The organism is Flavobacterium flabelliforme, assembly GCF_017948675.1.
Taxonomy (GTDB): Bacteria; Bacteroidota; Bacteroidia; order Flavobacteriales; family Flavobacteriaceae; genus Flavobacterium; species Flavobacterium pygoscelis.
This window is the reverse complement of record NZ_JAGFBU010000002.1, coordinates 401,685-416,892: the sequence shown is the minus strand read 5'-3', so window position 1 is coordinate 416,892 and position 15,208 is coordinate 401,685. Positions and strand designations below refer to the sequence as shown.

Annotated in this window: 14 protein-coding genes; 8 read left to right on the top strand and 6 right to left on the bottom strand. The window is 33.0% G+C overall.

What is annotated here, in order from left to right:
• Positions 1 to 3: 3 nt before the first annotated feature.
• The 5 genes from J3S90_RS08175 (at position 4) to J3S90_RS08155 (ending at position 4,741) form a co-directional block, all read left to right on the top strand.
• Positions 4 to 1,488, top strand: coding sequence for a cryptochrome/deoxyribodipyrimidine photo-lyase family protein (locus J3S90_RS08175; protein ID WP_210645773.1), 1,485 nt, complete (start codon positions 4 to 6; stop codon positions 1,486 to 1,488).
• A 46-nt stretch (positions 1,489 to 1,534) separates the two neighbouring features.
• Complete coding sequence (locus J3S90_RS08170) at positions 1,535 to 1,819, top strand: TIGR03643 family protein (protein ID WP_210645772.1); 285 nt, start codon at positions 1,535 to 1,537, stop codon at positions 1,817 to 1,819.
• Between the two features lie 57 nt (positions 1,820 to 1,876).
• Positions 1,877 to 2,560, top strand: coding sequence for an SDR family NAD(P)-dependent oxidoreductase (locus tag J3S90_RS08165; RefSeq protein ID WP_188051164.1), 684 nt, complete (start codon positions 1,877 to 1,879; stop codon positions 2,558 to 2,560).
• A gap of 31 nt (positions 2,561 to 2,591) precedes the next feature.
• On the top strand, positions 2,592 to 3,203 hold the full coding sequence (folE, locus tag J3S90_RS08160) for a GTP cyclohydrolase I FolE (protein WP_236023911.1): 612 nt from the start codon (positions 2,592 to 2,594) through the stop codon (positions 3,201 to 3,203).
• Positions 3,204 to 3,322: 119 nt separating this feature from the next.
• Positions 3,323 to 4,741 (top strand): SDR family oxidoreductase, encoded by a 1,419-nt coding sequence (locus J3S90_RS08155; RefSeq protein ID WP_210645771.1) that lies wholly within the window; start codon positions 3,323 to 3,325, stop codon positions 4,739 to 4,741.
• Positions 4,742 to 5,177: 436 nt separating this feature from the next.
• On the opposite strand, the gene J3S90_RS08150 is transcribed toward J3S90_RS08155, so the two are convergent.
• From J3S90_RS08150 to J3S90_RS08125, 6 genes are all read right to left on the bottom strand, one after another.
• The gene (locus J3S90_RS08150; protein WP_210645770.1) at positions 5,178 to 6,473 is read right to left on the bottom strand and encodes a cryptochrome/photolyase family protein; all 1,296 of its coding nucleotides are present in this window, start codon (positions 6,471 to 6,473) and stop codon (positions 5,178 to 5,180) included.
• On the bottom strand, positions 6,473 to 6,934 hold the full coding sequence (locus J3S90_RS08145) for an SRPBCC family protein (RefSeq protein WP_210645769.1): 462 nt from the start codon (positions 6,932 to 6,934) through the stop codon (positions 6,473 to 6,475). Before J3S90_RS08145 ends, J3S90_RS08150 begins: the two co-directional genes overlap by 1 nt.
• Positions 6,935 to 7,212: 278 nt before the next feature.
• Entirely contained in the window at positions 7,213 to 7,653 is a 441-nt protein-coding gene (locus tag J3S90_RS08140) for a sterol desaturase family protein (RefSeq protein WP_210645768.1), read from the bottom strand.
• A 45-nt stretch (positions 7,654 to 7,698) separates the two neighbouring features.
• Positions 7,699 to 8,541, bottom strand: a complete 843-nt coding sequence (locus J3S90_RS08135) for a phytoene/squalene synthase family protein (RefSeq protein WP_210645767.1) — start codon at positions 8,539 to 8,541, stop codon at positions 7,699 to 7,701.
• A gap of 1 nt (position 8,542) precedes the next feature.
• Positions 8,543 to 10,012, bottom strand: a complete 1,470-nt coding sequence (locus tag J3S90_RS08130) for a phytoene desaturase family protein (protein WP_210645766.1) — start codon at positions 10,010 to 10,012, stop codon at positions 8,543 to 8,545.
• Positions 10,013 to 10,051: 39 nt separating this feature from the next.
• Positions 10,052 to 10,954: a MerR family transcriptional regulator gene (locus tag J3S90_RS08125; RefSeq protein WP_188051157.1), complete on the bottom strand. Its 903-nt coding sequence runs from the start codon at positions 10,952 to 10,954 to the stop codon at positions 10,052 to 10,054.
• A 302-nt stretch (positions 10,955 to 11,256) separates the two neighbouring features.
• On the opposite strand from J3S90_RS08125, the gene J3S90_RS08120 reads away from it, so the two are divergent.
• The 3 genes from J3S90_RS08120 to J3S90_RS08110 all read left to right on the top strand — a co-directional run bounded on the left by J3S90_RS08120 (position 11,257) and on the right by J3S90_RS08110 (position 15,205).
• Entirely contained in the window at positions 11,257 to 12,150 is an 894-nt protein-coding gene (locus J3S90_RS08120) for a dienelactone hydrolase family protein (protein ID WP_210645765.1), read from the top strand.
• Between the two features lie 3 nt (positions 12,151 to 12,153).
• Positions 12,154 to 13,023 carry a DUF808 family protein gene (locus tag J3S90_RS08115; protein WP_210645764.1) on the top strand — a complete coding sequence of 290 codons (870 nt, stop codon included), beginning with the start codon at positions 12,154 to 12,156 and terminating at the stop codon, positions 13,021 to 13,023.
• Between the two features lie 478 nt (positions 13,024 to 13,501).
• Positions 13,502 to 15,205, top strand: a complete 1,704-nt coding sequence (locus tag J3S90_RS08110) for a DNA cytosine methyltransferase (protein ID WP_210645763.1) — start codon at positions 13,502 to 13,504, stop codon at positions 15,203 to 15,205.
• Positions 15,206 to 15,208 lie beyond the last annotated feature (3 nt).

Here is a 15,208-nt window from a genome sequence, read left to right as displayed (position 1 = left end):
GACATGAACACGAATAAGAAAAGTATAAATGTAGTTTGGTTTAAAAGAGACCTTCGTTTACAAGACAACGAGGCAATCTACAATGCAACAAAATCAGCAACGCCTACTTTATTACTTTATGTATTCGAAAAGTCTTTAGAAAACGATGCACATTATAGTGAAAGACATTGGAATTTCATCAAGCAATCGTTAGTTGACATGAACAAACAATTGGAAAATTACAACACTAGAGTTTTGTGTGTTTCCTCAGAAGTTATTCAAGTATTTAATATTATTGAAGAAGTATATCGTATTGAAACTGTTTATTCGCATCAAGAAACAGGTTTGAAAATTACGTATGAAAGAGATAAAACCTTCAAAAGATTTTGCAAAAACAACCAAATTAGTTGGATAGAGAATATTAACAATGGCATTTTTAGAGCGTTAAAAAACAGAACTAATTGGGTAACGAGTTGGGAAAATTACATGAACGAACCGGTTTTTGTTTTTAATCCAAAAGAGGAACAATTTGTAAACAACAGTGAAATTTCTGAATTGGAAAAAATGTTAGATAAAAGTGATCTGGAAACGATTCCGGATACTATTTTTCAAAAAGGCGGTTCAACCATGGCTGGAAAATATTTAAAAACTTTTCTTGATGAACGCTATCATCAATATAGTTATCATATATCTAAACCTTTATTAGCCAGAAAAAGTTGTAGCAGATTGTCTCCTTATATTGCTTGGGGAAATGTATCTACTAGACAAGTTTTACAAAAAGCAGCTACTTTCCGATTGACTTGTAGTGATAAAAAACAGATCGATTCCTTTGTATCTAGATTGACTTGGCAAGCCCATTTCATTCAGAAATTTGAAATGGAAGAAATCATGGAATTTGAAAGTGTTAACAAAGGTTTTCATTCTCTAAAAAAGAAACCCAACGAAAATTACATTGAAGCTTGGCAAAAAGGGCAAACTGGATTTCCGTTGATCGATGCTTCGATGCGATGTTTAAATGAAACGGGCTATTTGAACTTTAGAATGCGAGCGATGTTAGTGTCCTTTTTTACCCATAATTTATGGCAACCTTGGCAAGAAGCTACTTCGCATTTATCACAAATGTTTTTGGATTTTGAACCGGGAATTCATTTTCCGCAATTGCAAATGCAGGCAGGAGAAACCGGAATTAATATGTTACGTATATACAATCCAATAAAAAACAGTTACGAACACGATCCCGAAGGAGAATTTATAAAAAAATGGGTTCCTGAATTACAAAACTTGCCTAGAGCATTTGTACACGAACCCTATAAAATGACTTATTTAGATCAAAAATTTAATGATTTTGAAATAGGTATAAATTATCCAAAACCGATCGTAAATATGGAAAGAACTAGAAAATATGCAAGTGATTTTTTATGGAGTATGAAAAAAAATCCATTAGTAAAAGAAGAAGGTTTGCGCATATTAAAATTACATACCATGGCTGATATTGGAGATAGCGAATAGATTTTACAGAGATATAAAAATACATTTTAAATAAAAAAAGGAAATTGTGACAGAAAAGAAACAACTAACTGATTTAGAAAAAGACCGAGTTATAGAAATGGCTTGGGAAGACCGAACCACATTTGATGCTATTTTGCTACAATTTGGTTTAAAAGAGCAAGAAGTAATCGATTTGATGCGTACGGAAATGAAACCATCGAGTTTTAGAATGTGGCGCGAACGCGTTCAAGGACGTAAAACAAAACATGAAAAATTAAGAGATTTTAGAGAAGGACGTTTTAAGTGTAGTATGCAAAGACAAATTAATAACAATAAGATTGCTAAGCGCTAAACTTCTGGAAACTACTAATAAAACCAAATTATATTTATAATAACTATTTTAATAAAGATGAAAAACATAGTAATCATTGGCGGAAGCAAAGGAATTGGAAGTGCCATTTTGTTGCAACAATTAGAAAGCAATAAAGTGTTTAACATCAGTAGAAATGCGCCAGAAATAACACATCCTAATTTAAAACACTTCTCTTTAGATGTTTTGAAAGACACACTTCCGGAGATTGAAAACATAGACACTTTGATTTATTGTCCTGGTTCTATTAATTTAAAACCAATAGGAAGTCTAAGTATTGATGATTTCAGAACGGACTTCGAAATTAATGTCATTGGAGCGGTAAAGACGATTCAGAAATATTTACCTGTTTTAAAAAAAGGAAATAATCCGTCTATTGTTTTATTCAGCACCGTAGCGGCCAAATTAGGAATGCCTTTTCATGCCAGTATTGCTACTGCAAAAGCGGGTGTAGAAGGATTGGTAAAGTCATTAGGAGCAGAATTAGCTTCGGTGGTTCGCATCAATGCCATTGCACCAACAATCACAGAAACTTCTCTTGCTGCAGGAATTCTGAGAAACGATCGCATGAAAGAAAATATGGTAGAACGCCATCCGATGAAAGGGTATTTAAAACCCGAAGAAGTAGCTAATATGGCAAATTTTCTTATTTCAGAAAATGCAAAATCAATTTCAGGACAAGTATTTGAAATGGATTACGGAATTGTAACCTTCAAAATCTAAATAAACCACATTAAAAATAAAAAATAAAACCATGATTAAAGAAATGAAAAGCTACGAAAAAATAGAGCAATACGATACTGAAGTAACAGAAGCATTGGCCAGCAATTATAAAACTGTAATTGGTACGCTTGGAGAAGATGTAAATAGAGAAGGTCTAGAAAAAACACCAGAAAGAGTCGCCAAAGCAATGCAATATCTTACACATGGTTATGGTTTAGATCCTTTAGAAATTTTAAAATCAGCGATGTTCACAGAAGATCACCGTCAAATGATTATCGTTAAAGATATTGAGGTATATTCGATGTGTGAACACCACATGTTACCCTTTTTTGGGAAAGCGCACGTTGCATACATCCCGAATGGTAAAATTGTTGGCTTGAGCAAAATACCAAGAGTAGTCGATGCGTTTGCAAGAAGAATGCAGGTACAAGAAAGATTGACAGACCAGATTAAAAATTGTATTCAGGAAGCACTAGATCCTCTTGGAGTAGCTGTTGTCATCGAAGCACAACATATGTGTATGCAAATGCGTGGCATTCAGAAACAAAATTCGGTTACTACCACTTCTTCTTTTACAGGTGCGTTTGAAAAAAACAAAACTAGAAAAGAATTTATAAATTTGATTTCCAATAAATTAAGCTAATTTAGTAGCACAACATTACTCTTTTTTTGCTTGTTTAAAAGATTCAAAGCATATCTCACTGATAATTTGTAATTTATAGAATCGAAAAATCGCTTTACAATATTGAAAATAAAATTACTATGAAAATTCTCTTAACAGGCGCAACAGGTTATATCGGAAAGCGACTTTTACCACTATTGGTAGCCCAAGGACACGATATAATCTGTTGTGTAAGAGATAAAAATAGATTCTATTTTCCTATTGAGTTTAAAGATAAAGTTAGCGTTGTCGAAGTCGATTTTTTAAATCATGAAACATTAACCAACATCCCAGATAATATTGATGCAGCGTATTATTTGATTCATTCGATGTCTGGCTCTGCCTCCAATTTTGATGAGTTAGAGAGTCAATCTGCGTTAAATTTTGTAAACCGACTGAATGAAACTAACGCTAAACAGGTTATTTACTTGAGTGGTATTGTGAATGATACCTCATTATCCAAACATTTATCTTCTAGAAAAAAAGTAGAGGAAATACTAAATTCAGGTATATTTGACACCACTACATTGAGAGCGGGAATCATTGTTGGTTCAGGAAGTGCTTCGTTTGAAATCATTCGGGATTTAGTGAACAAACTGCCTGTAATGGTTACACCAAAATGGCTAAACACAAGATGCCAACCTATTGCAATTACAGATGTTCTCCAGTTTTTATCTAAATCATTATTTAATCCAGCGACTTACAATAAAAGTTTTGATATTGGTGGTCCCGATATTTTGACTTATAAAGAAATGTTGCTTGGTTTTGCCGAAGCAAAAAACCTAAAACGTTGGATTGTTACCGTTCCGATAATGACACCCAAATTATCTTCCTATTGGCTGTATTTTGTGACCTCAACTTCCTATAGATTGGCTTCCGCATTAGTTAGCAGTATGAAAGTAGAAGTAGTTTGTAGCGATACCCGAATTAATGAATTACTGGAGGTGACTCCAATGTCGTACAAACAAGCGCTATCTCGTGCTTTGATAAAAGTAGATGAAGATAAAGTAGCATCGAGTTGGAAAGATTCCTTAGTAAGTGGTCGTTTCACGAGTAATATGTCGGAATATTTAAAAGTTCCTAAAAAAGACTGTTTCATAGACCGTCGCAAAATGGAAATTATAGATCGCAATTTCACCATTAACCAAATTTGGTCTATTGGTGGAGATACGGGTTGGTATTATGGCGACTGGTTGTGGGATTTAAGAGGATTTATAGATAAATTATATGGTGGCGTTGGTTCAAGAAGAGGAAGAACAAACCGACACGATATTCATTCTGGTGATGCTTTAGATTTTTGGCGTGTATTATATGCCAATAAAGAAGAAGGCAAATTAATTCTTTTTGCAGAAATGAAACTGCCTGGCGAAGCTTGGCTAGAATTTAAGATTATTCACAATACCTTATACCAAGCAGCGACTTTTAGACCTAGAGGTTTTTGGGGAAAAGTGTATTGGTATTCTGTGTTACCTTTCCATGGGTTTATTTTTAAGGGAATGCTAGAGAAGTTAATCAAGTAATTAATTCAATGAACAAGATTGGGTTTATTTACGTGGTAAACTTAAACCCATTTAGTAATTATATTGAAAGGTAAATTATCTGCCAAAATTTATTAAACATATAAGACAAATAAGCATAAATGTGATTTTTTACCACCCAAAAAAGAAAGTTCAATTAAGTTTTTAAAAAAGTTTTGAGGCTCGAGCGTTAGAGATGATTTTAATTAACTCTAATTTGGAAAAAAATATAGATTGAAGTTGAGAAGTAGTATATTCTTAATATATCATTTCTTGAACTACGAATTATTTAATCCAAAGAATACATTAAAATCTGCGGTAATCTTTTAAATCCGTGTTTAAAAAAACTTATAATTCTTAAATCCTGCTTCACAAACTAACTCATTATGTAAAAAAACTTAAATGACTTATATGATAAAAATAATTGAAGTAAAAAATACTACTTTACAATTCCAGCCTTATAAGTGGCAATCGCACGATCTCTCGCCATAGCGTGCTCTACCATTGGTTTTCCGTATCCTAATTGGAATTCTTTGATCCATTTACGAACATACATTCCTTTTTCGTCAAATTTCTTTTGTTGAATTTCAGGATTAAAAACACGAAAGTAAGGAGCCGCATCGCAACCTGTTCCCGCCGCCCATTGCCAATTTCCTACGTTAGCAGACATTTCGTAATCTAATAGTTTTTCAGCAAAATACGCTTCGCCCCATTGCCACTGAATCAATAAATGCTTGCATAAAAAGCTCGCCACCACCATACGTACTCTGTTGTGCATATAGCCTGTTTCATTAAGTTGACGCATTCCTGCATCGACCATAGGATATCCAGTAGTTCCGTTGCACCAACGTTTGAAATCTTCCTCATTGTTGCGCCACTGAATTCCGTCATAAGCCGCTTTGAAGTTTTGAGTCACAACTTTTGGAAAACTAAAAAGAATTTGCATAAAAAACTCTCTCCAGATTAATTCACTCAAAAAAACATCGTTTTTATGAAAAGCCCAGTTCACTAATTTTCGGATGCTTACGGTTCCAAAACGCAAATGTGGAGATAAATAAGAGTTTTGATCTAAAGCGGGAAAGTCTCTTATATCTTGGTAATTGGTAATAAATTTGAGATTATGATCCTTTACTTTTATCGTACTTTCTTGAAAACCTATTTGTTCTAAAGTGGGGAAAATAAAAGTACTTTTATATAAATTAGAAAACGAAGCAACACAGTCATATTCAGGAACAGGAGCTAAAGTTTTGTATTTTTCTAACCATTTATTTTTAAACGGAGTATAAACGGTATAAGGTAAACCATCGGCTTTTGTGATTTCTTTTTCTTCAAAAATAACTTGGTCTTTAAAGGAATAAGCAATAGTATTGTTTTTTTCTAAAAGTTCGCAAATAGCAGTATCTCTTTGAATGGCATACGGTTCATAATCTTTATTAAAGAAAACTTCTTTGACATCAAATTCTTTTAAAAGAGCTTCCCAAACTTCAAAAGTCTTTCCTTTTTTTATTAAAATGGAACTTCCTTGTTCTAGTAATTGCGCATTAATTTTAGAAAGATTTTCGTGTATAAATCCAACTCTTGGATCATTATTTGGCAGACTATCCAGAATAGCATCATCAAAAATAAAGAGCGAAATTACAGGATATTTAGACTGTAACGCCTGAAATAATCCTACATTATCTTCCAATCGCAAATCACGTCGGAACCAAAAAAAAGAAACGGGTTGCTTGCTCATTATTTCGAATTAAACATTTTGTCAATGACTACACGACGGTGCTCAAATATAGATTTCAATTTGTTTTGTACTACTAAAGTATTCATGATTCTACCCAAAAAACCGAGAGGCAATCCGTAATGTACCACATCAGTCATTTTAGTTCCTGTTGGTGTAGCTTCAAAAAAATGTTTGTGGTGCCAAAAACTGTAGGGACCAAAACGCTGTTCGTCGATAAAGTAACTATGGTCTTTGACCTGCGTAATTTCAGTCATCCAAGATAAAGAAATCCCTAAAAGTGGCGTTACTTTATACTGTATTATTTGACCTGGATACATGTTTTTATCATCAAAATCGGTGATTTGAAAACCCATTTCTTTTGGTGTTATTTTTTGAAGATTTTTAGGGCTTGAAAAAAAAGACCAACATTCTTCAAGACTTGCATTTACATTCTGAACGGTTTCTTGTTTGTATATTTTCATGATTGATTTTTAAGAAAAATATTGATGAAATACGCGATTTGCGTGAGGGATAGTAGTGGAGCTCTTTTTATAACTGGCTTTTTGCCAGGTATAAAAAAGCGGGAACGGATAGCCCGACCTCGCTTAACTCCCGATTTTTCGAGGAGTTAAAGCGGGGTCACGCCTTGATAAAAATTTATAGTATTGCAAATCGAAACTTGCTATATAATTTAAACACAAATTGCGCAAATTAAGTCGCAAACTGTAATTTATACTAAAATGACTAGCTCAAAAACCGTTTAGATTTTATAGTACTTGAAAGGAACGAAAAGCATTCCGAAACATTCTCCGTGCTCTTTGCCAAGGTGTTTGTGGTGTACTTTGTGGGCTTTTCTAAGTCCAATTAAATATTTATTATTGGTGTGCTTGAACCATTTAAAACGTTGGTGAATCAATACATCATGGATCATGAAATAACACATTCCATAAAACATGATTCCCAAGCCGATGAAAAATAAGTAGTTTAAGCCACCTTCTACCCCATAATAAAAAAGTACGATGCTAGGAATGGCAAATATGACAAAGAAAATATCATTACGTTCGAAAACATTTGCGTATTTAGGTTGGTGGTGATCGGCGTGGAAATACCACATAGACCCGTGCATTACGTATTTATGGGTAAGCCAAGTAACACATTCCATTAGTAGAAAAGTACCGAAAAATATCAAAAAAAATATCATTTTTATGCGCTGTTTAATTTAAAAATTCCTTTAATAACAAGTCTTTTATTGAACTAAATTTAATTTATAAGACACGAAAGACTTGGCTAATAATCCTGCTTTTGTATAATTTGAAACCCGAATTCTTGCATTTCCTATCTCTTGATAAGGCGTATTTTCTAGCTTTTTTAGCAGTTTTTTGTAGTAAACAAAAGCAGTATAAACACCAAACTTAGCTTCTAGCGGAAGTTTGATAATACCTTCATAAGCGACTCTAAAATCCTCATTTATTTCGTTGATGATAGCCGTTTTAGCATTCTCATCAAATGAATTTAAATCTACGCCAGGAAAATAATTTCGGTTTAAAACCAAATTATCATCCTTTAAGTCACGAAGAAAATTCACTTTTTGGAAGGCAGATCCGAGTCTCATGGCTTCGTCTTTTAACAGATTGTAACGCTCGTTATCTCCAGAAACAAATACCTTTAGACACATTAGACCCACCACATCTGCCGATCCATAAATGTAGGCATCGTATTCTTCTTTACTATGATAATCCGATTTTATCAAATCTAATTTCATACTTCGTAAAAACGCTTGTATCAAATCGTCAGTGATATTATATTCTTTGACCGTTTGCTGAAAAGAATTTAATATGGGATTTAAACTGATTCCTCTATCAAAAGCTTTGTAGTAGTCCTCTTCAAATTCAGTAATAAGATCTTCCTTATCAAAACCATGAAAACTATCTACGATTTCATCCGCAAAACGAACAAATCCATAGATGCTATAGATGGCGTCTCTAATGCTTGGCGATAACATATAAACCGCCAAAGAAAAAGAAGTGCTATAGTTTTTAGTAACTAGCTTACTACACTTAAAAGATACATCATCAAATAATTGCTTCATATTATTGCTCTGAAAATTGTTTATTAATTAATTCCGACACTAATTTTCCAGAAATTAATGCAGGTGGAACTCCTGGTCCTGGAACTGTTAATTGTCCAGTGAAATATAAGTTTTTTACTTTTTTACTCTTCAGTTTAGGCCTTAAAAATGCAGTTTGTAATAGCGTATTTGCCATGCCGTAAGCATTTCCCTTATAAGAATTGTATTCAGATACAAAATCATTTTTGCAAAACGACTCCTTAAATATAATACTATTTTTTACACTTTGCTTGGTTAAAGTCTCAAAACGATCTATTATTTTATCAAAATATTCTTCTCTAAGTGCTTCTGTATCATTAATTCCGGGTGCTAATGGCACTAGAAAAAAACCAGATTCCATTCCTTCAGGAGCAGCTGTTTTATCGGTAACAGATGGAAAATTAGCATAAAACAAGGGCTCCGCAGGCCATTGTGGCTCATCATAAATATCCTTTGCATGTTGGTAAAAATCAACATCAAAAAACAAAGCATGATGCGAAATATTTTCTATTTTTTTGTTGAATCCTACGTAAAATAATAAGGACGAAGGTGCAAAAACGCGACTGTCCCAATATTTTTCTGAATAAGCACGGTGCTCTTGATCCAAAAGCGTTTCGGTATGATGGTAATCGGCACCACTCAAAATCAAATCAGAATAAATAGTTTCACCATTTACTACGATTGCTTTGGCAATTTTATCCGTTACAATAATCTTTTCTATACTGGCATTGGTAACAAACTGAACGCCCAATTCTGTGGCTAAACTTTCCATAGCGCGAACTACATCAAACATTCCTGTTTTTGGGTGCCAAGTTCCTAAACCAAAATCGGCATAATTCATAAAACTATAAAAAGAAGGCGTGTCTGATGGCTTTGCTCCAAGAAATAAAACAGGAAATTCTAGAATTTGAATCAGTCTTTTATTTTTGAATTTCTTGCGAACATCTTTACTAATGTTACTAAAAAACTGTCCTACTTTCATAGCCGTTTCTGGCGTGATCAGTTCTAATGGAGAAACACCTGGACGATACACCAATTCCTTAATAGCAATATCATAATTACTTTTGGCCTCAGCCATAAATTTTTTCAATTGTGTACCGCTTCCCTTTTCAATCGCTTCAAAAGAGGCAACAATTTCTTCTAAATTATCGGCAATAGTAATAAAATCGTCTATGCCGTAATACACGCGGTAGGCTGGTGATAATTTTATTAACTCATAGTAATCGTTTGTTTTTTTTCCAAAATCAGCAAAAAAACGATCGAATACATCCGGCATCCAGTACCAACTTGGCCCCATGTCAAATGTAAATCCTTCTCTTTTTAACTGTCTGGCTCTACCGCCAATACTACTGTTTTTTTCGTAAACGGTAACTTGATGTCCGCTTTTAGCCAAATAGCAAGATGCTGCCATAGCTGAAAATCCCGAACCTATAATAGAAATTGTTTGTTTCATTTGTTTAGCAAATATACAAAAAGATTAGACAAAAAAAAGTTAAAGTTGTTCTACTAAATCACCGATTGAATTAAAAATAGAAATAGTATCCGAAAGTCCCTCTCGATTTATAAACTCTACCATTCTCCCAATGTACCACAATTCTGTAGTATCATCCACTAATTCTTCTGACATTTTTTGAACATAGGAATCTAAAATATCTCTTTCTGGCTGTACCGTCAGATAAGACACATAAACAATAGAATCAAAATGCTTTTTCATGTCTTTTAAATTGTCTATTGGCATACTTTCTCCTAAGAAAATACTTTTATACCCGTGCAATAAAATTTCATAATTCAGATACATCAAACCCAACTCATGTATCTCATTCATTGGAAGTGATAAAACAAACACTTTATTTAATTTGGTCGGTTTTAAAACCTGCAGTTTTTCTGTATTTATCAGTAATTTTTGTTTAATCAAATAACTTATAAAATGTTCGTGAGCAGGAGTAATCGTATCTGATTGCCATAATAATCCCAACTCATTCATCAGCGGAATGAAAACTTGATGAAAAATTTCTTTGAATGACTTTTCAGCAATCAGCCAGTTATAAGTATTAAAAAAAAGCTCTTGATCAAAATTCATCATTGCCATTTTCAGCTCACTAATAGCATGGCTTTTGGCAGTTTTGTTAGAAATTATTTCTCGCACCAAAGAAGGAATTTTATCTTGTGGATACGTAGCTATTTTTGAAATTTTATAGCCATAATCGTGTAATAAGGTAATGTTTAGCAGTTTTTGTAAACTCGCCAAATCATATAATCGAATGTTAGTATCAGTACGCATGGGTTGCAAAATATCATATCTTTTCTCCCAAATACGTATGGTATGGGCTTTGATACCAGAAAGATTCTCAAGATCTTTAATACTGAACACGTTTTTTATATTATTGTTTATCATTACTTCATATTTATTAAACAAATGTAAAATAATTTTTATTTATAAACGACACATTCCACCTCAAACTTTATAAAAAAGTGTTATTTTTTTGAAAAAGGTTAAACAAAACCAAATAAAAAATACAAATTACTCATTTCTAATTAGTTGCGATTTGTAGTTTTAATTTCAACTAAAAACACTATCCAAAACCAAATTGCTATTAACTATTTCAAATTAAGTCATGAAATTTAATTGCAACATTAAAAGAGAGATTGCTTCAAAAAAAACTTTTTTTCTTACATTAGGTGTCTCAAAAATACCGCATGAAAAAGCTCACTAAAGAAGAGATCAGTCAGGAAATATTCGATTTATACGATGATTACGCGCACAATAAAATTGGAAGAAGACAGTTTGTCGAAAAACTATCACTATTTGCTGTAGGAACGCTTACACTTCCTTCGTTACTCAGTTTTATGACGCCTAATTACTTGGAATCTATTTTGATAAAACCCGAAGATCCTCGATTGAAATCAGCTTTCATCACTTATGATTCTCCACAAGGCGGTGGTTCAATCAAAGGGCTTTTATCACAATCATCAAAAACAAAAAACAAATTACCAGGAATTATAGTCGTGCATGAAAACCGTGGACTTAATCCATATATTGAAGATGTAGGTCGTAGAGCAGCTCTTGAAGGATTCATCACTCTCGCACCTGATGCACTATCGCCTTTGGGTGGTTATCCCGGGAATGATGATGACGGAAGGGAATTACAAAAAAAACGTTCTCGTGAGGAAATGCTCGAAGATTTTATTGCGGCCTATCACTATTTAAAATCCCATAAAAACTGCAACGGACAAGTAGGTGTTGTTGGATTTTGTTTTGGTGGTTGGGTAGCGAATATGATGGCAGTCAAAATCCCAGAATTAGGTGCCGCTGTTCCGTATTATGGAGGACAACCCACTGCAGAAGAAGCCCAAAATATCAAAACACCACTCCTACTACACTACGCCGGTTTAGACAGTCGCGTAAATGAAGGTTGGCCCGCTTTTCAAGCCATTCTCAATAAAAACCAAGTCGAAAACACAGCCTATATTTATCCCGAAGTCAATCACGGTTTTCACAACAACACCACACCTCGATATGATGAAGCAGCCGCAACACTCTCTTGGACAAGAACATTACAATTTTTTAACGAAAAACTAAATAAGAAATAAATTATGGCTACAGGATTTTTTGCATTACTAGACGATATCGGAGCAATTATGGATGATGTTGCAATGATGAGTAAAATAGCCACCAAAAAAACGGCAGGAATATTAGGCGATGATTTAGCCGTAAATGCCGAAAAAGCATCTGGTTTTGTTTCCTCCCGAGAAATTCCCGTTTTATGGGCCATTACCAAAGGCTCACTTTTAAACAAATTAATTATACTACCACTCGCTTTTTTACTAAGCTATTTTGTACCTTGGTTAATTACGGTAGTTCTTTTATTAGGTGCTGTCTATTTAGCTTACGAAGGTGCCGAAAAAATATACGAATACATTGTACCTCATCCAAAAGAAGAAACTACAACTGAAGATTTTGATCTCACGCCAGAAGAACTCTTAGTATTAGAAAAACAAAAAGTAAAAGCCGCCATAGTAACCGACTTTATACTCTCTATAGAAATTGTAATCATTGCTTTAGGCAGCGTGGTCGGAAAACCAATCACTACCCAAATTATTGTAGTTTCATTTGTTGCATTAGTAGCCACGATAGGCGTTTACGGAATTGTTGCAGCCATTGTCCGCATGGACGATTTCGGAATGCTACTCCTTACTAAAAAATCCAAAATCGGAAAAAAAATCGGGAAAATGCTAATTGGCTTACTCCCTATGGTTATCAAAGGATTGGCATTTATAGGAACTATCGCGCTGATTCTAGTAGCCGGAGGAATATTTATGCACAAGATAGAACCGCTACATCATTTACTACAAAACTTACCTTCGATAATTGGTGAATTTCTAGCCGGATTAATCGGCGGAATCCTCGCTTTTATAGTCGTAAAAGGATTTACAATGATTTGGAGGAAGATTAAAAAGAAGTAATCGCAAGAACTCAGAACATTGCGATTAAATTCTTTTGGGCGTTCCCTAAAGGTCGGGCTTTCCACTACAATCTTTTGTTTTTTTCTCAAAAACAAAAGGATTTCACTTTAATCCCTAACGCAAAATTGTGGTGAAATGAGGATTTAGTTTGTTATTGACGCTTTAAATAAAAAAGAATTGAGAAGGTCTTTATGCAAATACAAAATTAAGTATTGAAAAAGTAATATTGAAAATATTTAGTTTTTTACGGCTTTACGTATTTTTCTTTCAAAAGGATTGTGTATTATTGTAAATAATTATTATTTTTTCTTAAAAATTAGTCCAATATCTAAAAGAAAAGATATGTTTATTTATAATAAAAAATAAACTGTTAATAGTATAATCATCATTTCAAATATAAATTATCAATCTAAACTATTTATAATTTATAAATGTAATAAGCACAAAATTTGCTTTAATAAAATTACAGTAATTAAAAATGAATAATTTAACAGTCATAGATTTCTTTTGTGGTGCTGGAGGTTTTTCCGAAGGTTTCAAACAAATGGGTTTTGAAATTAAACATGGTTATGATCATTGGAAACCTGCTATTGATACATATAACCATAATTTTAATTTAGAATGTCAAGTAAAAAATATTTTAGATTTCAAGAAATCAATTGAAGAAATAGAAAATCTTCCTGACACTGACATAATAATCGGTAGCCCACCTTGTGTAAGTTTTTCAAGTTCTAATAAGTCTGGTAATGCAGACAAATCTCTAGGAGTTGAATTAACAGAAACATTTTTAAGAATAGTGGCAGTTAAGAAACATCAACCAAATTCCATTTTGAAAGCTTGGTTTATGGAAAATGTAGTAAACTCTAAAAGATACTTACAAACTCAATATACATTTAAAGATTTAGGATTAACTGAATGGGCAAATAAATACAGAATTAGTCCATTAAAAATTGCAATTGATTTATTTGAAAATACATCAGTAATAAATTCAGCTGATTACGGTTCGATTCAATCAAGAAAAAGGGTCATCTCAGGTGAAATTATTAAAAAGAAAAAATTAATCATTCCTCAACCAACTCATCAACAAAAAGATTCTCAACTTAATTTACCACTTTACAATTCTATTAGTTTAATTAAGAGAAACTTTCCCTCACCTTTTGAAAAAAAGAGTAAAGTTCTAATTAAGGATATTCAATATCCTATAGAACTTGAACAAGATAAAATCACAGATCATTTCTATGATACAGGTGTTTACGAAGCAGAATGGCGATTTTCCAAACATTGGAAAACAAACCATCCATTTATGGGAAAAATGTCATTCCCTGAAAATGTAAATAACCCAAGCAGAACGATAACAGCTACTAAAATAGCCAATTCAAGAGAATCAATAATTTATAAATCAGAAATTAACAGAACTGGAGATGGTGAATATAGACTTCCAACAGTAAGAGAAGCTTCAATAATCATGGGGTTTCCTATTACCTATCAATTCGTGGGCTCTGAAAATGCTAAATGGCGTTTAGTGGGTAATGCGGTTTGTGCTTCTGTAAGTAGAGCGTTTGCATCAACAGTATTAAGTACTCTAGGTATTAAACAGGAATTGAAATTAATTACTGATGGTATTCCTAATTTAAAAGGTGTATTAAATTTAAATAATTATTCCAGAAAAACATTTGACAATCCACCAATAAAAAACAAAAATGCTAGATGTAGATGGCAACCAGTAAAAGAAGGAAATCTGACAGTTACACTTTCAAATTACAATATTGAAAAAAACAATAAACCAGATGGAAAATGGAGAACGTCAATACAATATGGCACTGGAAAAGGATTTCCTATTCAGCATATAGAGGATGAATATTTTAAAAAACTTGAGTCTATTGTTTTAAAATTTAAAGGCGGGGCTAAATTTTTAGAACTCATAAATAACGGGTTTTCTGAAAAAATAGGTAGTGCTAACAAACTTCAAGAAATGTTTGAATTACAAAAGTCCATTGGAGATTTTTTGGAACCAACTCGTCTTGTAGATGAAGTAGGAAATATTATTCAAAAAACTATAATTGATGAACCAAACTTTGTCCAAATTGACACTACTATTTTTCTTAAAAAGATGGTGCCAACAAAACAACTTTTTGCTTTATATGCTATTAATAAAATAGCAACTATTGCTAATTCAAACTAAAAA